10 protein-coding genes and 2 pseudogenes are annotated in these 20,365 nt (G+C 61.7%); all 12 read right to left on the minus strand.

Annotation, left to right across the window (positions count from 1 at the left end; all coding sequences use genetic code 11):
• Nucleotides 1-11: 11 nt before the first annotated feature.
• The gene (locus ACH79_RS38905) at nucleotides 12-1,373 is read right to left on the minus strand and encodes a UbiD family decarboxylase (protein ID WP_161855552.1); all 1,362 of its coding nucleotides are present in this window, start codon (nucleotides 1,371-1,373) and stop codon (nucleotides 12-14) included.
• Nucleotides 1,370-2,152, minus strand: a complete 783-nt coding sequence (locus tag ACH79_RS38910; RefSeq protein WP_161855553.1) for an SDR family NAD(P)-dependent oxidoreductase — start codon at nucleotides 2,150-2,152, stop codon at nucleotides 1,370-1,372. Before ACH79_RS38910 ends, ACH79_RS38905 begins: the two co-directional genes overlap by 4 nt.
• Nucleotides 2,149-3,729 carry a class I adenylate-forming enzyme family protein gene (locus ACH79_RS38915; protein WP_161855554.1) on the minus strand — a complete coding sequence of 527 codons (1,581 nt, stop codon included), beginning with the start codon at nucleotides 3,727-3,729 and terminating at the stop codon, nucleotides 2,149-2,151. The genes ACH79_RS38910 and ACH79_RS38915 overlap by 4 nt, the downstream gene beginning before the upstream one ends.
• On the minus strand, nucleotides 3,729-4,022 hold the full coding sequence (locus ACH79_RS38920; protein ID WP_161855555.1) for a phosphopantetheine-binding protein: 294 nt from the start codon (nucleotides 4,020-4,022) through the stop codon (nucleotides 3,729-3,731). The genes ACH79_RS38915 and ACH79_RS38920 overlap by 1 nt, the downstream gene beginning before the upstream one ends.
• Before the next feature lie 2 nt (nucleotides 4,023-4,024).
• Nucleotides 4,025-4,234 (minus strand): MbtH family NRPS accessory protein, encoded by a 210-nt coding sequence (locus ACH79_RS38925; protein ID WP_161855556.1) that lies wholly within the window; start codon nucleotides 4,232-4,234, stop codon nucleotides 4,025-4,027.
• Complete coding sequence (locus ACH79_RS38930) at nucleotides 4,231-7,557, minus strand: non-ribosomal peptide synthetase (protein ID WP_161855557.1); 3,327 nt, start codon at nucleotides 7,555-7,557, stop codon at nucleotides 4,231-4,233. Before ACH79_RS38930 ends, ACH79_RS38925 begins: the two co-directional genes overlap by 4 nt.
• Entirely contained in the window at nucleotides 7,554-14,105 is a 6,552-nt protein-coding gene (locus ACH79_RS38935) for a non-ribosomal peptide synthetase (protein WP_161855558.1), read from the minus strand. Before ACH79_RS38935 ends, ACH79_RS38930 begins: the two co-directional genes overlap by 4 nt.
• Nucleotides 14,106-14,154: 49 nt before the next feature.
• Nucleotides 14,155-14,724, minus strand: coding sequence for a hypothetical protein (locus ACH79_RS38940; RefSeq protein ID WP_161855559.1), 570 nt, complete (start codon nucleotides 14,722-14,724; stop codon nucleotides 14,155-14,157).
• Nucleotides 14,708-16,243, minus strand: coding sequence for a class I SAM-dependent methyltransferase (locus ACH79_RS38945; RefSeq protein WP_161855560.1), 1,536 nt, complete (start codon nucleotides 16,241-16,243; stop codon nucleotides 14,708-14,710). The genes ACH79_RS38940 and ACH79_RS38945 overlap by 17 nt, the downstream gene beginning before the upstream one ends.
• Nucleotides 16,240-17,088 (minus strand): radical SAM protein, encoded by an 849-nt coding sequence (locus ACH79_RS38950; RefSeq protein ID WP_161855561.1) that lies wholly within the window; start codon nucleotides 17,086-17,088, stop codon nucleotides 16,240-16,242. The genes ACH79_RS38945 and ACH79_RS38950 overlap by 4 nt, the downstream gene beginning before the upstream one ends.
• A gap of 551 nt (nucleotides 17,089-17,639) precedes the next feature.
• Nucleotides 17,640-18,003 (minus strand): annotated as a pseudogene (locus tag ACH79_RS38955) (IS3 family transposase); the annotation flags it as partial.
• A gap of 898 nt (nucleotides 18,004-18,901) precedes the next feature.
• Nucleotides 18,902-20,199, minus strand: a pseudogene (locus ACH79_RS38960) (IS5 family transposase); the annotation flags it as partial.
• Between the last annotated feature and the right edge of the window lie 166 nt (nucleotides 20,200-20,365).

A 20,365-nucleotide genomic window follows, 5' to 3' on the forward strand; every position in this document is an offset into this window, starting at 1 on the left:
GCGGGCCCAGTTCAAGGCCTGCGTTTTAGAACGTCGCTGATGTCGACACTGGCCAGAACGTCCGAGGGCACCTGGTTAGGCTTGATCTGACGCGTCGGCGCGAGCCGACGGGTGGCATCGATTCCCATCTTCGACGTCCTTGCCGTCGGCGACGTGCAGGACGGATCGAGCAGCGTTCCCGATTCATCGGGATAGATATGGACGTCCCGCACTGGCTGCGTGTTCAGCCCAATCGCACGGAACACTCGGCGCGGATCGCGGATGTCGACATCAGCATCCACCACGATCAAATGCTTGGCTTGGATGTCGGTGGACAGCAGCGCGTCCATCACCCGCTTCGGCTCGTCCTCGGCCGTTTTCTCCAGCGCGACCACAGACGTGAACGGCGCGATAACCGCGAAGGCGGCGACGCTCGGGGCCGCTGCGCGGGCCCGAGCGAGCGTGCGGTGCTCGATCGCCGGGAGTTCGACGGTCAGATGCTCCATATGCCCGCTCACCACATCCTGGAAGATCGCGTCGCGCCTCATCGTCATGGCGCTGACCTGAAACAGCGGCGAACGCACGATCCCGGTGCTATAGCCGGACCACTCACCAAATGGCCCTTCTTCGACGAGTTGGTCAGGATCGATCACGCCCTCGAGCACGACCTCGGCGCGAGCAGGTACGAACAGACCTGTTTGAGTGACACACTCGACAATGGAGAGTGGCTCGCGTAGCAGACCGCCGATCACACCGTACTCCTCGAGTGGGCCCGAATAAACCGCGCCAAGAAGCCACGCCGGATGCGATCCAATAAAAAAAGCTATCGGCATGATGCGGCCGGCTCGACGGAAGGCCTGCAAGATGCCGTCCAGGTGCTTGCCGCGCTCAATAAAGACGGCTGCGCTCGTGCTATCGCGAACCATCAGACGATGCACGCTCAGATTCGTCCGGCCGCTATCCGGATCGCGAGCAACAGCGACGGCCGCGGTGATATAGGGCTTGTCGGCGTCATATTCGTGATAGACGAGTGCCGGAAGGCGCCCAAGGTCGATATCACGCCCGGTCGCACGTATCTCCTGGACCGGTGCATCGCGCGTCACCTTCGGCTGGATGGGAGCCGCCGCGGCAACAGCATAGCGTGCCGACACGTCCTTGATCGGACAGCTGAGTGCAAAAGCGATGCGGCCCATCGAGCCGCACACATTTGTCACCAGCGGTAGGGCCGCGCCGCGGACCGATCCGAACAGCAGGATAGGCGAACGCTGCTGCATCTCGAGCTTCGATAGAATCGCCGCGGTCTCAAACCGGCGATCTACCTCGCGCTTGATCTCGATAAAGTCCGACGGGCGCTGCGCCCTGACGAGGTCGAGGAAGCTCCGGAGATCACTCATTCCATCAGCGTCCCACCGCAAACATTGAGCGACTGCCCGGTTATCCCTGCGGCGAAATCGGACATCAAATAAACGGCCAGGCCGGCCACTTCGCGGGCTTCGATGAATCTCTTCATAGGACTCGCGGCAACGATCTCGTCCATATAGCTTTCCGCGGTCTTGCCGAACATTCTTGCGCGGTGCCCCATCGCCTGATCAACGAAATCGGTCTTGACGTGCCATGGGCAGATCGCGTTGGACGTGATGCCGAGGGCTGCAGTCTCGCGCGCGACAGAACGGGTGAAGCCCAGCACAGCAGCCTTCGAAGAGGCATAGGCACTGTTGTAGGCTGGCCCGTATTTCGCTGATACTGATGAGATATTGATGATGCGGCCCCAGCGCGACCGGATCATGTGCCGGAGTGCCGCTTGGGTGAGTGCGATCAGCGCGAAGACGTTGAGGTCGTAGATCGCCCGGAGATCGTCTCCCCTCTGCATGACTGTATTGGCGACGGCGGTGGCTCCGGCATTGTTGACGATGACGTCGATCCTGGCGAAGCGATCAAGCGTGGCCTTCACGAGATCAGCACTAGCGTGCACTTCTCGCAGATCGATTGGCATCGGGTGGGCAACCCCGCCGCTTGCAGCAATCGCTGAGGCAACCTGATCGAGTTGAGACTGCGTGCGCGCGGCCAGGACCACGGCGGCGTTAGCTGCGGCCGCCATCAGCGCGATCTCACGTCCAATCCCGCGTCCGGCACCGGTGACGATGATGACTTTGCCGCCGAGGTCGATCTTCATGGCATCACCTCATGCGCAACGTCGCCGCACGATGCCGCGGACCAGCCGCGCAGAGCCTCGCGCCGGACCTTGCCGGAGGCCGTCTTGGGTAATTCTGCGACGATATGGATCTCTTTGGGCACGCGCACATACGGAAGTGCGTTCAGGCAGTGCCGCTTGAGTTCTGCATGGCATGGGCGATGCCCTGTCTTGGTGACGATGTAGGCCACTACGCGCTCCCCAAGAAGCGGATCTGGCCGGCCAAGCACGGCCGCCTCCGCAATGCCCGGATGCGTCTGCAGTACCTGCTCGATCTCGCCTGGGAACAGGCGCTCGCCCGCCGTCTTGATCATTTCGCAGCTGCGGCCGGCAATGTACAGATAGCCGTCGGCGTCCAAATATCCGAGATCACCGGTTCTCAGCCGACCACGCCCATCAATCCGGCCGATCGTCCGTTCATCTCCCGACACATATCCTACCATGATTCCGGGACTGCTAGCGACCACCTCGCCAACTGTCCCAGGCGGCAGTGGCTCGTCTTTCGAACCGAGGATCTCGATAATAACGCCGGGAAGTGGGCGCCCGGACGATGCAGGCCGCGCCAGGACCTCGTGCGATGGGCCATGATAGGTCAGGCGCGGCGACGCCTCGGTCAGGCCGTAGTTGACATGGAGTGCGGCTTGGGGGACTGCCTCCTGGAGAGCACGCAAGGCGGACGGCGCCAATGCACCGCCAGTAATGATAAGGTGGCGCAGATCGGGCGGCGACATCTCTCGCAGCCGGCTGTGATTAAGCAGCATGGAGAAGTGATACGGCACTCCCGAGAGGGTTGTGATACGGTGCCGGACAAGATCATGCACGACGGCCTGGGCAAACCGAAAACCGCCCGAGAACACGGTCGTAGCGCCCAGCATCGTGAAGGTCAGGAGTTGGATGCGACCGTGGATGTAGTGCAGTGGAGCAACGAGCAGTAGGCGATCGTCGCTGGTCAGGCCCAGCCGGCTATTGAAGCTGGTGAGATTCGACAGCAGGTTCTTGTGGCTCAACATCACCCCCTTGGAACGTCCTGTGGTGCCTGAGGTATAGATGCACATAGCGACGCTCTCGGGATCCGATCGCGGCAATTCCACAACCGGGCCGCCCGCCTCACACGTCGTTTCGAACATGAGGAACAGGCAGCCGGCGGCATTCAGGGGCGCGGCGAGATCCGAGGCCTCAGCACCGCTTAGGACGATGGCCGGACACCAGTCGAGATCGTCGCTCATCATTCGCCGTAGCAATTGGGGCTGGATGACCATTGCGGCGGGCCGAGCCTCTGTAAGGGCCGCGAGCGCTGCCGGGCCCGCCACCGGCGCTATGTCGACGGTGGCGGCGCCGCTGCGCAGAACGGCCCAATAGCTGACGATCGCGGCAAGTGAACTCTCATGGAGGATTGCGACCCGGCTCGACGGGCCGATTCCCATGTGGGCAAGATGTTCCGCCAACGCAAGACTCATCCGGTCAAGCTGCGCAAAGGTCGCTGCTTCGCCGGGAAAGATGGCAGCAAGCTTGTCGGGCCAGCGCGCCGCGGCTTGCGTCAGCAGGTCGTGGAGCAGCATCAGCAGCCTTTGCGGTTTGTGTTTCTTGCGATCCAGCGGGCAAGCTGCCGGACGCTGCCGAAGTTGTCCGGGGTAATATCGTCAAGCTCGACAGTGAAACCAAAGACGCCCTCGATCCACACGACCAGCTCCATGATCGCCGTCGAGTCGACGACGCCTTCGAGACTGGTCTCCGGGTGCAGCTCGCATGCTGCGTCGGCGACGAAATCCGCCTTGATGTGCCCTAGGATCACGTGCTCGATCTCGTCCTCACTGTCGGCGGCTTGGCGTAGTCGGTCGGCGGAGTTTGACATGGTCAGGTCTCACCTTGGTTGCGCAGGCTGCGCGGCCGCATGTCGGTCCACACCTGCTCGATATGGGCGAGGCATGCCGCCCGGCTGCCCTTCTTGCCGGCGTCGGACCATCCTCGAGGAATTGCTTTCGTGACCGGCCAGATCGAATACTGTTCCTCGTGGTTAACCACCACGCGGTAGACCGTGCTGTCGTCAGGTCCGTCTAGGCTCATGACATCTCCTCCGCTTGGATCTCATCCAACCAGCGCGCCAGTTCGTCCGGATCCGCCTCGGCGGCTTGCATCTGAAGAATGACCACGGACAGCTCGGCCAAAGTCGGCGCCTCAAAAATGCGTTGAACCGGAAGATTGACGCCGAAACTGTCGCGGATGCGCGTGGCCAGCTGGACGGCGGTGAGCGAATGGCCGCCCAGAGCAAAGAAATTGTCGTGGACCCCGATCTTATTGCACAGCAGCAGATCGCACCAAAGCCGTGACAGCTCCTCCTCGAGGCGGTTTCGCGGCACTAGCTGGTGTTCGTCGTCGGCGTTGGAAAGAGAAGCTGGATCGGGAAGTCGGTAGCGATCGATCTTGCCGGTGCCGCCGAGTGGCAGGCTCGTCATCATAACGAACCGGGAAGGCACCATGTATTCGGGCAGCACCTCGAGCAACATCCGGCGCAGTTCGATCGTGCTCGGGGCGGCCCCCGGGATCGGCACGACATAGGCGACGAGATGGCGATTGCGCGCATCGGTCCCGCGGGCGCTGACGACGGCCGTTTGGACATCGGGATGCCGCGCGAGCGCGACCTCAATCTCACCGAGCTCAATGCGGAAACCGCGCACCTTAACTTGGTGATCGCCGCGGCCGAGAAGCTCGATCACGCCGTCTGAACGGAACCGAGCAAGATCGCCGGTCTGGTAGAGCCTGGCACCCGGGATTCCACTGAACGGATCGGGAATGAATCGCGCAGCGGTCATGCCTGGGTCGCCCACATAAGCCCGCGCCAAGCTCAGACCACCGGCGTAGAGATCGCCAACGACGCCGACCGGAACCGGCTCGAGTGTGGCGCTGAGAATATGGACGGTCGCATTGGCGATCGGTCGTCCCACTGGGGGCATGGTGGGCCACAAACGCGGATTCTCATCTAGCACGTGCTCGGTAACGAAATGAGTCTCGGTTGGCCCGTATTCATTATGAAGCTGACAGCCGGGCAACCCGGTAAAGAACCGGATGATATGCGTGTTGATCTGTAGCGGCTCGCCGGTCGATATCACCTGGCGCAAGCCGAGAGCGAGATCGGTTCGCGCAGCCGCATGCTCGGCAAGTTGCGCCAACGCCGTATAGGGCATGAAGAGTCGCCCGATGTGTTCCGCCGCCAGCAGATCAGCCAGCGCGGCGGCGTCTCGACGTATCCGCTCGGACGCGAGCACCAAGGTACCGGCAGTCGAGAGCGTCGAAAGCACCTCGAGTACGCTAACGTCGAAGCTGAACGAGTTGTATTGAACGGTACGCCCGCCGCGAGCTAACGGATTTATGCCGTTCTGCCACACGGTGAGATTGGTTAGGCTCCGATGACTCATGCCGACGCCCTTTGGACGCCCGGTCGAACCGGACGTGTAGATGATGTAGGCAAGATGATCGGGCCTGGTGATGCATGCCGGATCTTGTTCTGGTAGTCGATCGAGGACGCCTTTGGCATCGATACGGACCACGTTTCCAGCGTAGTTTGCAGGCAACACGCAGGTGAGTTGCTGTTGGGTGATCACAACCGGCGCCTGCGCGTTGGAGAGCATGTAGGCGAGCCGTTCGGCCGGATAGGTCGGATCGAGCGGCACATAGGGTCCACCCGCCTTCAGCACCGCCAGAAGAGCAACGATCATGTCGACCGAGCGCTCAAGACAAATGCCGACCGGCGACTCGGGGCCGACGCCGATGGCGCGCAGGTGATGAGCTAGCGAGTTGGCGCGACTGTTGAGTTCCAGGTACGAGAGATTCTCGTCGCCGCAGATCAGCGCGGTGTCATGCGGCGTAGCCCTGACCTGCGCCTCGACGAGTTGGTGAGCGCAGAGCTCTGCCGGGTACTCCAGTACAGTTGCATTCCAGGCCGTGCGCTGCTGGACCTCATCGGCGCTCAACAGCGGCAGATCAGCAAGGCGTGCGTCGGGGTTCGCCGCGATGCCTCGCAGCAGCGTCTGGAGATGACCGGTAAGCCGCGCGATCGTGCTCGCTTCGAACAGGTCGCAGGCATATTCCCAGCAGCCGACAATCTCTCCAGCGGTATCGGTCAGATGTAGGCTGAGGTCAAACTTGGCCGTGCCCGTCGAAATTGCGGCGCCGTCTGCGGCCGGCGCGGCCGCCTGAGCTGTCTCCATGACGAAAAACACTTGGAACAGCGGATTGACGTTCAGAGTTCGGTTGGGCTGTAGGTCCTCGACAAGTTTCTCGAACGGCAGATCCTGGTGCTCGTAAGCCTCGAGCGTGATGGTGCGCACGCGTGCGAGGAGCTCGCGGAAGGTGATGTTCAGGGTTATCTCCGTGCGCAGGACCAACGTGTTGAGAAACAAGCCGATCAGGCCTTCGAGCTCGGAGCGATTGCGGTTTGCCACCGGCGTACCGACGACGAGATCCCTCTGCCCGGTGTAGCGATGAAGCAGCGACTTGAACACGGCAAGCATCACGATGAACATGGTCGCCTGCGCACCCCGGCCGAGTTCGCGAAGAGCGTCGCTCGGCGCCCGCGGAATGACGAATGAATGCAGGGCGCCGCGAAAACTCGGCAGCGGAGGCCGCGGCCTGTCGATGGGCAGCTCAAGTACCGCGGGCGCGCGCTCAAGCCTGGTCCGCCAATAAGCGAGCAGACGGGCCTCCGGCTCGCCGGTAAGCCATTCTCGCTGCCAACGCGCATAGTCGCCGTATTGCAGCGGCAATACCGGCAAATCTGCAGCGCGGCCCCTGCAGTGGGCTTCGTAGCAAGCTGTCAGTTCGTGCAAGAACCGTTGCAGCGACCATGCATCACACACGATGTGGTGGATGGTCACGACCAGCCAGTGCTCGCCATCATCGATCCTCAACAGCGTCGCCCGCAGCATCGGCCCGGCGGCCAAGTCAAAGGGCTTCACCACCTCGATGCCTGCGATCCGCACGGCTGCGGCTCGCCGCGCTGTCGCGTCGGCCCCCTCGCATTCCAAAACTGAGAGCGGTACCGCTGAGGCCGGCTGAACTCGCTGCACCGGCCGACCGCCCTCGACGATGAAGATCGTCCGGAGCGCCTCGTGGCGCGCGACGACATCGCTCAGACTGTCGCGCAGAGCCGCAACTACGATCCGTCCTCGAAGCGGGATGACACAGGGAATGTGGTAGGCCGGGTTACCAGCCTGCAGCCGGTCGAGGAACCAGAAGCGCTCCTGGGCGAATGACAGCGGCGTGGCCGTTCCCTCGGCATGAGGCACGCGCCACCAAGCTTGCCGGACCGGTCGCTGGTGGTCCGGCAGGAGTGAATCGAGTAGCGCATAGCGGGCATCCGACAGCTCGAACTTGCTGGTCGCGCCACTCATCGGGAAGCCCCCTTCATTTCCAGCCGCGTGGTGCCGAGCATCACTTCGACTTCCTGGTCGGATAGATTCGCCACGGTCATGATCGCATGCGCCCGCGCCTGGACGGCCTGCTGATCGTCGGCGCGGCTGAGAATCTCGGCGGCCAGCAAAGTCGGTGTCGGCACATTGAAGAAATGCGATGCGGCAATGTCGACGCCGAGCATCGCGCGCAATCGCGATAGCACCCGCATCGCGAGGAGAGAATGACCCCCGAGGTCGAAGAAATTGTCTTCGGTGCCGACCGACTCGACGCGGAGAGTGTCAGCCCATAGCGAAATCAGGAACGCCTCCAGCGCATCGGCCGGTGCCGCCGCCTCGCTGTCCACCAAGCGTGATTTCCCTGGTTTCGGCAGCGCCCGAGGATTGAGCTTGCCATTCGCCGTGAGCGGCACGGCTTCGAGTTCAAGATAGACAGCCGGCACCATGGCGAGCGGCAGGATTTCGTGAAGTCGACGCCGCAGCTCCGTCGGCTGGACCTGCTGCCCGGGCCGGCGCACGTAATAGGCGATGAGCCGCTGATCCGCGGAGCCGTTCGGACCGTCGTTGACCACGACGGCGTCGGCAATTGCGGGATGGCGCAGCAGGGCGGTGCGGATCTCGCCGAGCTCGATCCGCACGCCCCTGAGCTTGACCTGGTCGTCGACGCGTCCCAAGAACTCAATTTCGCCGGCCGGCAGCCGTCGGCCCAGATCACCGGTGTGGTACATCCGCCCGCCCGGCTCGGCGCCGATCGGATCAGGAAGAAAGCGCTCCGCCGTCAATGCGGGGTGGCCCAGATAGCCGCGCGCCGGCGCCATGCCTGCAATATAGAGATCGCCCGCCACGTTCACGGGCAGCTCGTTGAGATGGCGATCGAGCACGTAGAGCCGGGTATTGGCGATGGCGTGCCCGATGGGCACCGAGTGGCGGTTCGGATCCGGCCTACACCGCCAGCGGGTCACATCGATGGCGGCCTCGGTCGGACCGTACAGATTCTCGAGCGTACAGTTACGGAGCCGGGCGAAGAACAGGTCCTGGAGTACGAGAGGCAGCGTTTCGCCGCTGGCAATCACGCATCGCAGGCTCGGGAGCGTTATCGGACCCACCTCGTTGAGGAAGGTCCACAACATCGAGGGCACGAAATGCACATGCGTAACGTTGAAACGAGCAATGGTCCGGGCGACATAATCGGCATCCCGGTGGCGGCCGGGCGCCGCAAGCACAACCGCAGCGCCGGTGATGACTGGCCACAGCAGCTCCCACACAGAGACATCGAAGCCAATCGAAGTCTTGTGTAGGACGCGATCGCCGTCCGCCAAATGAAAGGCCTGCTGCATCCACAGCAGCCGGTTGCTCAACGCGCCTTGCGTATTGACGACCCCTTTCGGAATACCCGTGGAACCCGAGGTATAGATTACATAGGCGGCATTGCGAGGCCCGGCGGCACGCTCAGGCAGTTGCGGCAGCCCCTCCCCGCTCAGGCCATCATCGACGCTCAGCAATCGCACGCCCAACCCTTGGAGGCGTGTCTTTTCTGTTTCGCCGGCGAGCACGATCATAGGATCGGCATCGCCAATGATCAGTCGCAGCCGCTCATCCGGATAATCAGGGTCGAGCGGGACGTAGACCGCGCCTGCCTTTAGCACGCCGAGGACGGCGACCATGAGGTCGAGCGAGCGAGGGAGGCAGACGCCGACGAGGCTCTCCTCGCGAATGCCGAGGGCGCGCAGGTGCTGGGCCAGCCTAGTCGATAGACGATCGAGCTCGGCATAGCTCAACCGAGCGTCCTCACAGATCGCCGCGATCTTGTCCGGTGTGAGCGCAGCGTGGGCAACGAACAGCTCGTACACCGGGACCGTGGTGTCCTCGTCCGTGGCGGTTTGGTGCCAACCGCTGAGCGCATTTTGCTCCGCCGGGCCGACCAGCGGCGCATCGGCAAGCGGCAGGTCGATATGCTCGACGACATGCGCGATGAAGCCTGCGAGATGCCCGGACATGCGCTCGATTGTCGCAGCCTCGAACAGCTCAGTGCGATACTCGAACACGCATCTAAAGACTCGATTGTCGTCGGAGACGTGAAGGGAAAGATCAAGCTTTGCGCCCTGACCCATCATTGGGGGGGACCAGTCCGGGCTCGATCCCACTTGATGCAGCGCGAACATCACCTGAAAGATAGGGTTCACGGTGGGATCACGCTCGGGCCGCAGTGCCTCGATCAAATTCTCGAACGGCAGTTCCTGATGCTCATGAGCGGTAATGACCGTCTCGCGGACCTGGCCGACGAGCCCGCGGAATGTCATGCCAGGGGACAAGTCGGCGCGGAGCACCAGCATGTTGACGAAAAGACCGATGAGCGCCTCGGTGTCCGACTCGTTCCGATTGGTCACGGGTGAACCGATCACCACGGTATCTTGTCGCGTATAGCGCCACAGGAAGGCCTGAAACGCGGCCAGCAAGACGATGAAGTTCGTCATGTGCTGCGCTTGGGCGAGGGCGCGGACCTCGCCAGCGACCGCATCGGGCAGATCGAAGACATATAACGCGCCGGGGCCATGGCCCGCCATGCGCTGACGCGGGTGATCAAGCGGCAACTCGATATGACCCGGAATCCCTTTGAGCCTCTCCGTCCAGAAATCCCGGTGCTGTTCAAGAAGAACGCCACGCAGCCGCGCCCTCTGACGCTCGGCGTATGTGCCGTATTGGATAGAAAGCGGCGCAAGGGGCGACGGCAGGTCGCGTAGCGTGGCGTCGTACAGCTTGGCGATCTCCCCATACAGAACACCGGCGGACCACCCATCGAAGATGATGTGATCGACGATGATGAGCAGCGAACATGCGCCCCCAGCGAAGCGCACCAAACTCGCGCATAGCAGCGGCCCGGTCTCGAGGTTGAAGCGGTGCGCCGCGGCGAGTGCGCGGATGCGCTGATAGTCGTCCTTCTGCGCGGCCGCGGTCTCTGCCGCCACCTCGACCACCGGCATGTCGAGATTGAGGGCCGGGGAGACGACCTGAACCGGGCCGTCCAGCTCGGCATGGAATGTGGTTCGCAGGATCTCGTGACGCTGAACGAGCGTATTTAGGCATTGGCGCAGCCGCTCCGGATCTACGTTCCAGAGAGGAAATTCGAGTGGGATGTTGTACGAGCGGTCCTCGGGGTCAAGTTGGCGGAGAAACCACAGGCGTTCCTGCGCAAATGACAGCGAGTATTTCTTGCGAATAGGCTCGACAGCATGATGCTCGGTGCGGTCGGGCGTCGGCACCGCAATGGGCACGGACTGCCGCCGCAGTTCCTCTTCGACGAGCGCGCTCAAATCGCCCACAGTCGGATGGTCGAAGACTGCTCGGATCGGCAGGTCAATACCAAACGCATCGCGCATGCGCGCGATAATTTGCGTGGCGAGAAGCGAATGGCCGCCGAGCTCGAAGAAATTGTCATCGATACCGACGCTGTCGCGGCCAAGCAGCGTGGCCCAGATACGGCATGTCGTCTGCTCCATGGAGGTCGTGGGCGCAACAAATGGTGTGTCCAGGGTCGGCCGCTCGCGCCGAGGCGCGGGGAGCGCCTGTCGATCGACCTTGGCGGCCTGGTTCAGCGGCAGAGAATCGAGGATGACGAAAACCGCGGGCACCATGTAGTCGGGTAACCGTCCGAGCAGGAAGCTGCGCAGCTCGCTCGTGCTCGGCGCCTCCGCGCCGGGCATCACATAGCCGACGAGGCCACGTCCCGACGGGAGATCGTCGCGGACCGCGACCGCCGCGGCTTGAACGCCTGGATGGCAAGAGAGCGCCGCTTCGATCTCACCAAGCTCGACCCTGAAGCCACGGACCTTAATCTGCAGGTCGAGCCGTCCGAGAAAGCAGATGTCGCCCTCCGGGGTGTAGGCCGCGAGATCACCTGTGCGGTAGAGCCGAGCACCCGGGGTGGCACTGAACGGATCCGGCACGAAGCGCTCCGCCGTCAGGGCAGGACGGCCGATATAGCCGCGGGTTACACACACGCCACCAATAAAGAGCTCGCCCGGCACGCCGACGGGAACTTGATACAGATGCTCATCGAGTAAATGGGCGCTGGTGTTCGCAATCGGCCGACCGATGGTCACAGGATGGTCGGGATGAAGGAAAGTCCCCGTCATCCACATCGAGGCCTCGGTCGGACCGTAGCAGTTGAAGAATTCGGGCACATGGCGCCACCGCGCGCGGAGCTCGGCAGGGCAATCCTCGCCCATGACAATGATCAACCGCAGCGTGGGCAGCGCGGCTACCGGTAGAACCGCCAGCGCGCTCGGCGGCATAGCTAAAACGGTCACACCGCGCGCCTCCACAAGGCGAACCAAATCGACTCCGGAGCGCGCCTCCTCGGCGGTCACCAGTTGCAGGATCGAGCCACCGCGCAGGCTCATAATGATCTCAAAGATCGACGCATCGAAATTCAGCGATGCGAATTGCAGGACCCGATCGCCTGGGCCGGTGCGATAGAGCCGATGCTCGACCTCTCCGGCATTGCATACGCCGCGATGGGGAACGAGCACGCCCTTCGGCTGGCCGGACGACCCCGACGTGTAGATCACGTAGGCGGCGTGATCGCCACAGATATGGCTGCGCGGGTCGTCCGATGATGCACGGCTGATAGCCGACCAATCGCGCACGAGATCGACCACCTGTCCGCCGAACTCCGGCAACTGGCCTGCGCAGGCGGTATGTGTGAGGACCACCTGCACCTTGGTATCAGCCAGCATGAACGCGAGGCGGCTGCCCGGGTATCTTGGATCGAGTGGCAGATACGCGCCGCCAGCTTTGAGGATGCCAAACAGCCCGACAATCATCTCAATTGACCGCTCGGTGAATATACCAACCACCACATCGGGACCAACCCCCAAGGTCAGCAGATGGTTGGCAAGTTGGTTGGCTTGGCGGTTCAACTCGCCATAGCTCAAAGTACGGCCCTCGAAATCCAGCGCTACCGCTTCAGGTCTCGCGGCGGCTGCGCGCTCAAGGATGTGATGAATGCATTCGGCCGCCCCGATCGACTGGGCGGTGTCATTCCAGCGCCGCAATTGATCGTGTTCTTCCGCCGATAGCTGCGCGATCTCGGACAGGCGCTTCTCTGGATGGTGGACAGCGTCATCGAGGCATGTGCGATAGTGCCCGCATAGGCGGGCTATGGTGCCGGGGTCAAACAAACTGGTGCTGTACTCGACGAATCCATCGATCCGTCCGCCGACCTCGCACAGTGACAGGGTCAGGTCGAAGCGTGACTTGCCGCTGGCAACCGACGGCGCCACGATGGCCTCAACGGTCGTGGTGCCCTGCTGGATAGCAGCCTGCATCACGAACATGACTTGGAAAAACGGATGAGTGGCTAGGTTGCGGTCCGGCTTGAGCGCATCGACAAGCATCTCAAAGGGCATATCCTGGTTGCGGAACGCCTCAAGGGTGCCGTCGCGCACCTGACAAAGGAATTCCGCGAAGGTCGGGTCGCCGGCAATCCGGGTCCGCAGCACCAGCGTGTTCAGAAAGAAGCCGATCAGGCTTTCGAGCTCAGAACTATTCCGGCTGGTCACCGGGGTACCGACCACGATATCACCACTACGCACATAGCGTGACAGAACGAGAATGAAGGCCGCCAGCGTCGTCATGAACGGGGTTGCCCCCAGCCGCTCGCCGAGTGCGCGAACCTTGGCGGCAATCGCCGCCGGAAGGCTGAAAGTGGAGACCGCGCCCTCGTCGCTGCGCCTCCCAGTCCGCGGACGGTCGGTCGGCAGATTCAGCACCTGTGGGGCGCCGTCGAGCCGCTCCTTCCAATAGCTGACAAGGGGCGCCAAGCAGCCGTCATCCAGCCGCCGCCGCTCGGCGATAGCAAAGTCCGCGTACTGAATCGGCAACTCCCCAAGCGGCGACGGCTGCCCAGCCCAATAGGCCTCGTAAAGACTACCGAGCTCTCGCAGCAACACCCCTATTGACCACGCATCCGAGACGATGTGGTGCATCACGCACAACAGCAGGTGGCTCGGCTCGCCCTCACGTGGAAGTAGGCGCAACAGTACAGCGCGGATCAGGGGGCCAGTCGAGAGATCGAAGGGGCGCCGGATCTCTGCGGTGATGATACGCTGCAGCTCGGCCTCATGCAGTTCGGCGGCCAAACCGTCGAGCTCAATGAGCGGCAGTCGGATCGGTTGAGCGGCGCCTGCGATCTGGACAAGACGACCGTCCCGCATCGCGAACGTTGTGCGCAGAATGTCGTGACGGCGAACGATTTCCTCGATACAACGCTGAAGCAGCGCAGCATTGACGGGGCCAAATAGAGGAACAGTCACCGGGACGTTGTAGGCTGGACTTCCGGGCTGAATCTGATCGATGAGCCAGAGTCGCTCCTGTCCGAACGACAGCGGCGCTGGCTGACCGGTGGCGTGTCGCTGGACGAGGCGCGACGGCTGCGGCGCTGAGGGCGCCGCCTTGCTGCCGAGCTTCTCCTGCAGCAGCGCCGCCTGCGCCGGAGATAATCCAGCAATGCGCGCCTTGATGTCAGTCATGGTCGGGATCTCACGTCCAGCGTTTCGATCAGATTGTTCCACGTTCATCTCAACGGCCACCTCCGGAGTACCAAGCGTGCCGCGCAACCTCCTCGTTGAGCTGGACGATATAGCGGAGCAGCGCGGCCGGGACCTGAGTGATGTCGACCGATTCCCAGGCCCGCTTCACCTCACCGAGATATTTGCGGTATTCTTCTTTTGAGCGTTGTGCATAGCTCTGCCGCAGCTGGGCGATCGTATTGCCGACCTCCTGGCTGCGCTCGTTCCATTTCTGCCAAGCCGTCAGCTGCGCTAGGTCCACATCCACTAGATAGCGACTGAAGTCGCTGGCGGCGGCGCGGCGCCGTTCGTCGGCCTCTGCCTGCGACAAGGCGCGCAGATTTTCGTGGTATCGGTTCGCCGCGTGGTTGAGGTCCTGCCTCAGTTCGTTGACCAGCGACTCGCGCGTCCTCGCGTGCACACAACAACTCTCCTTGAAGCTGCGCTGAGCGCCCTGCCACTGGTCGTTCAACTGGCTGAAATAGGCGTTGCGCGCTTCGAGGAATGGGCGCACGACTACGGCGATGTCGCTCGCTGGCTGCCCCGCGGCCATATCTTGCGTGTTATCCGCACTCGGCATGGCCTATCTCCTTGTGTGCTTCTTCGCCCTGAACATCGCGCGAGCTAAGGCGGCTCGCGGCGATGGCACGATCGCGCTCGCAGCGGTAGAGAACGAGCCGATCCTGCAGTGGAATCGGAACGAGCGGCCTCAGTCCGACGCAAGCGAGCCGCTCCCGTAACTCGTCGTCGTTGATGGCTGTTCGCGCCAGCCTGCACTTGTCTTCCTGCGAATAGATGCTGAGGAGCCGCAGATCGCGGCAGGCCTGTTCGGACCAAACCGTGAAGAATAGCAGGCCATTCGGCGCGAGCAGATCGGCGAACTTCCCGAGCGCCCGCTGGAAGGCGTCGTTGTAGGGCGGACGGTCGCCCCCGTTGCGCTGGAAATGTAGGATCGTGCCCAGCATGCAGGTAATAAGATCGAAGCTGTGCGACGATGGAGCCTCTGGGAGGCAGAAATCGTGGCGCTCAACGCGAAACCGGCGCTCGTCAGCCGCCTCACGACGAAGCTTCGCCTGCGTGAACCGCACGCAGTCGACATCGTTGTCGACTCCGAGAATGATGCCGCCCGGAACGACGGCGTCACGCAAGGCTACGAGATAACGCCCGGTACACGTACCCACGTCAAGGAACCGCCGCACGTGGCCCCAGCGTCCTAGACGAAGGAGCTCGATCCTGACCGAGCTTAGTTCCTCGATCTTCAGCGCCTCGTCCTCGCGTGGCAGCGCGTCATCGTAGCGTACCAGCCAGCTCACCGGATAATCAATACGGCAGGAGGAATATTCGACTGTTGTGCGCAGTCGATTGAGAAATCCGTCGATTGGCCTCGACCGCCGCCACAAGCTTTCGAAATAGCGCGTCAGGCGATCGCGGTAGCTAGCGAAGCGCGCCATAGCGGGCGTGTAACACCGTACGCTCTGGATGGCTCCGAACAGCTCTCCCTGGAAGACATCGAAGCGCCAATCGTCATAGATGGCGAACTCGGTGTCGCGCGTCTCCGCGTTGAGCTCCTCCGGCAGCGCTCGATGAAGCCGCTCGGCATCGTGGACGATGCGCACATCACATCCATGATAAGACAGCTCCTCGATGCTACGCGCGAGATTGACAAATCGCCGATCGAAACGCGCCAAGCCATCAAGGTCCTCGCACTTGAGCAAGAGAATGCGCTGATCTTGAATGCGCTGTATTTCCTCTTCCGCTGGCAGGCTGAGAAGAAACAGGCGGCGAACTACGACGTCGAGGGCGCGGCAATTGTTCACCATCCGGATATTAGCGCTGACGATGTCGTCCTTAGCGTCACCCCAGAACCCAGATCCGAGAAAGCTCGTCGTCCAAAAGCGCTCCCTCACCCGCTCCATCGCGCCTTTGTAGGCAAGAACCGCAAGACGTTCAGAGTCAAAGGCGAACGGCGCCTCAGCACACGGAACGCTTGAGATCGCGTAGTCGCGAAGAATCCGCGTGCTCAGTTCAACCGAAGCGTTCTCAGCCGTGAGCGCATCAGCAAATCCAAAGCGATCGAAACTCCTTTCGATCAGCATCATGGGCGCGCCCCGATCAGAGCACTGCGCCAACGAGTCTCAGGACCGAATTCCTCCTCGTCAATCTCTCGTATCATGTTGTTGATACGATCAGCACGCTTTCTCTCGATAAGCACTGAAGACCGATCTGCTCGGCCCTCAGGAAGCAATGGCAAAATATAGTTGCGAACGTTGTTGAGACGGCACCAACGATGAAGAGACGCGACCTCGGCAAAATCCCCGTTAAACTGCGGCGTGACCACCGCATCGTTCGCTACTCGCGTTGGAATTGATCGGTTGAATCCCCGCTTGAGCAACGCCTGCAGGGCAGCATTGGATTTGGCGCCGTACCCTCGCGCCTCCATCTTATCCTGGACGGCCACATCGTGGGAGTTGTGCTTAATTAACACCGTTGCTCTCAGCTGAAATAGCCGCTCTACGGCCGCGCCATCTAAACGGTATCCGCTGGTGAACGCTACGGGCACCATGTCGTGCTGTTGCACGCTCGCGACGATGTGCCAAAAGTCGCGATCGGCCATCGGCTCCCTTGCGCCTTGGAATTCTACTGTTATGGCTCCCATCGCATGCGCCTGTGCGATCAAGTCAAGTCGTTCAGCAGTGCTTAATTCAACGCGATCAGGCAGGTCGCTATATCGATCGGAAGTGCGATCGCAATAGCAGCATTTAAGTTCGCATTCGCCAGTCAAGTCCGTATCGAGATGCAGCAGGCGGCTATGCAAGCGCGCGCCTTCGACTAGATCCCGCGCGTAATCCGTACCTGCAGCCCAGAGGTTCTCAAGCCGCTCTCGCGCAGCCAGGATATGAGGAAGTCGTCGAGCAAACTCGATATCCGCGCCAACAGATGACATGCTCCCTCACAGAAGGTCCGAACGGATAGCTAGTCAGTCGTCAATAGAAACACCCGCCAATCAATCGACCAAAAATATCCCTAAGGCTGAGCCTCACCGCCCAGCCTTAGGGAGAGACGGGATGAAGGTACATGCGATCTAGACTTGGACAGCGCTAGCAACTGTGCGATTCGCGCCAGTTTCTCGTTCACGACCGCAAGCTGCGTCACTTTTTGAGCCTCAGCGACTTCAGAATTGCTTCCTTGCGGGCTTCAGCTTCCTGGGCCTGTCCATACGCCGGCTGTTGCGCCATGCTCATCTCCTTCACTTGGGTGTTAAGTACAACGTCCCCACGCTAGAGCTTATCAACCTGCCGCCAAATGTCTGCTTATCCTAAGCCCGCGTGAGTGGTAGACTCCGCCGAGACGCGCATTCTCGCCGAACGCTTATAAGGCGTTAGTGCCACACACAAAACGTGGTGTCGCCTCCTTGTTTTGGTAGGATGCAAGTCCTGGTCTCGACCCTCCAGCGCTACCTTCGCTCGCGGAGACGCTCGCGCTGTGGACTGTCTCCACCGTCTCGGGCTTGCCGCGCTCTATCACCAGCCGGTCCAGCTCTCGCGCCACGCGGGTGCCGGAGAGCGAGGTATCGACCACCAGCGCCAGGCCTCGCGGGTGGAATCAGCATCGACGACGGTGAGGATACGGAAGCGGCGGCCGTCGGTGAGCTGATCCGACACGAAGTCGAGCGACCAGCGGTCGTTCCGCGCATCGGCACCGTCATCGGCGCCCGGGTCCCGATCGCCGGCCTGTGGCCGCCACGGCGGCGCACCGCGAGCCTCTCTTCCCGCTAGAGCCGGAACAGCTTCTAGCCCTCCGGCTTTAGCAGCACGTGCAGGTGCCGACAGCCGAAGCGATGACGTTCCTGGGCGATTGCATGCGCTTGACTTGTGGCGACTTCAGGTTGAGGTTGGATGCTCCGCTTCAATTTTCGAAGCCGGACCGACAAGGACGTTAATCTCACCATGACGACCCACTTCGGAGGCTTAAGTTGAGCAAGCTTTCACCCGCAGAGCGGGCCATTCTTATTAACCAGTTCAAAATTCTCGGAGCGGTCCAGGGCAATGCCGATGCCGATCAGGACACGATGTGCTGAGCAAAGGCTATGAGCTTGACTATGACGAACACATTGACGGCCTCGGCGCTCCTCTGCCTGAGGACGAATGTTGAATTCCTTCGGCATACGTTATGAAAGGGCATCATTGCGCTGCTACCTGAAGACCAGGAGCATAACTTCCGACTATTTGTCCTTTCTCATTCCGATGCGTGACTGCGCGTACGTTGCGGGGAGGAGGTAGATATATCGTGAATTCAAATGAAATTTTGCGGACCTGGAGACGTTGGTCTGCGTTCAGGCCATGCCCACCGCTAGTTCTGAATTCGAGATGAACATGGGGATTGTTAACTCCGCGTAACAACCGAATCGCTCGGAGCTAAGACATATTCAACCGGTTTTCACGACGGAAGTCTGTGCCGGAATGGCATGTCGCGCCCTCTCGCATACTAGGGCCAACTTGGCACCATCTGTGGACATCTGACTCGCGTAAGCTCGATTTCGATTCTAGAATCGCGAGTCAGTGCCGCTTATGCGCTATTTTATCTACTGTCGCAATCGTCGGAAGCTGAAGATCGACAAGTCGCGTCAATCGAATCTCAGTTGGCAACGTTGCAGCGAACGTTCGCCGATAGAACTGACATCGAAATCGTCGGAATATACGAAGTCGTCCGTTAAGAAGCCGATTCAAGCGGCGCGCTGTCGCGGTCGGCTCTGCGATGAGGGCGGTCAGGAAGAGGCACCAAAGAACCCTCAGCCAAGCGAGGATGTGACGGAAGTTGTGGCCGATGGCGGAGAGGATGACGTTGGCGGCATCGCCGGCGCGGCCCTTGAGATAGCAGCGGCCGAGGTGGCCTTCGGCCTTCAGGTGTGGCCGATCACGGGCTCGACGGCGGATCGGCGTCGCAGCTCGCGCTTGATCACTCCGAAGACGCCGCGCTTCTGGCCGGAATGAAGATGCGGCGCGGATTTTGCGCATCATGGCCACGGTATCCCTTATCGACATAGGCCCGCTCGATCGCACATCCGGTCAGTGTCTCGGTATCGTCGATGACGTGGCGCAGGGTGTGACCGTCGTACGGGTTGTCTGGCAACGCCTTGGCGTGCAGCACGAACTGGCCGCCGGGGGCAGGCCGATTGTTGGTGACGATGGAGGCTTTGACGCCGAACTCGTACGGCGCGGCGGCCTTACCTTTGCCGATGCATTCGACCTCCGGGGCGTGGAAGGAATAAAGCTTCCAGCCGCGCTGACGCTGCTGCTGCGAGCGGATCTGAGCGGCCCGCCCGAGCGGAAGGGCGAACGCCTCCTCGAGGACTGGCCGACCTTCGATCTTGCGACGGATGTCACGGATGATCCGGCCCAGCCGGCTGCGCAGGATGCGCAACTGCCGCTGATGCCGCTTGAACTGTTTGGCATGGGCGCAGCGCGAAGCCATCATCGCCGCGGCCTTGGCGAGGCGAGAATAGGATTGCCGTAACCTGACCCCGTGCTTCTTCGCCAGGCGGTTCAGCCCCTTGATCGCCGCATGCAGCAGCTTGGCGGTCGGAAAGGTGATGGCCTTCGGCTGCACCGTGGTGTCGACCGTCACCCGCGCCAGATCTTGGCCGCGTAACGCGCCGACCTCGTGCGCCACCCGCAGGCTCTCGGCCAACAGCCGATCCAGCTTGTCGCCGAGCCGCTTGCGCCAGTGGCTCAGGTCCGATCGCTCGTGCGGGAACGCATGCTGGAAGAACTCTTCGCCGGTGAAGTACTGGAAATACGGGTCATGGACCCAGCGCTCGCACACCCCCTCATCGGACAGTCCGTAAATGTGCTTGAGCAGCAACAGCCCGAACATGAAGCAGGCCTCAATCCCCGGCCGGCCGTTCTCGCTGTAGAGCGGCGCGATCTCCCCCTCGATCCAGTCCCAGTCGACCTTGCCGGCGAGTTGAACCAGTTCGTGCTTCATTGATGACATGGTCCAGCCTGGCCCGGAACAGATCACCCGATCCCGTCGCTTTGGGCTTCTTCGGTCGCATCGCCCCCTCCGTCGATACGTCGACGAATCTCTTAACCGCTGGGCACGACGCAAATACAAAGGGCTGAAGAATGGAAAAGTCAGAGCCTCCACCTGGCTCAGATTGATCCGCTGCCGTAGGCCGAAGCTGTTCGCTCATTGGGCGATGTTGAGTTCTGCTTCGTTAC

The organism is Bradyrhizobium sp. CCBAU 051011, assembly GCF_009930815.1.
GTDB lineage: Bacteria > Pseudomonadota > Alphaproteobacteria > Rhizobiales > Xanthobacteraceae > Bradyrhizobium.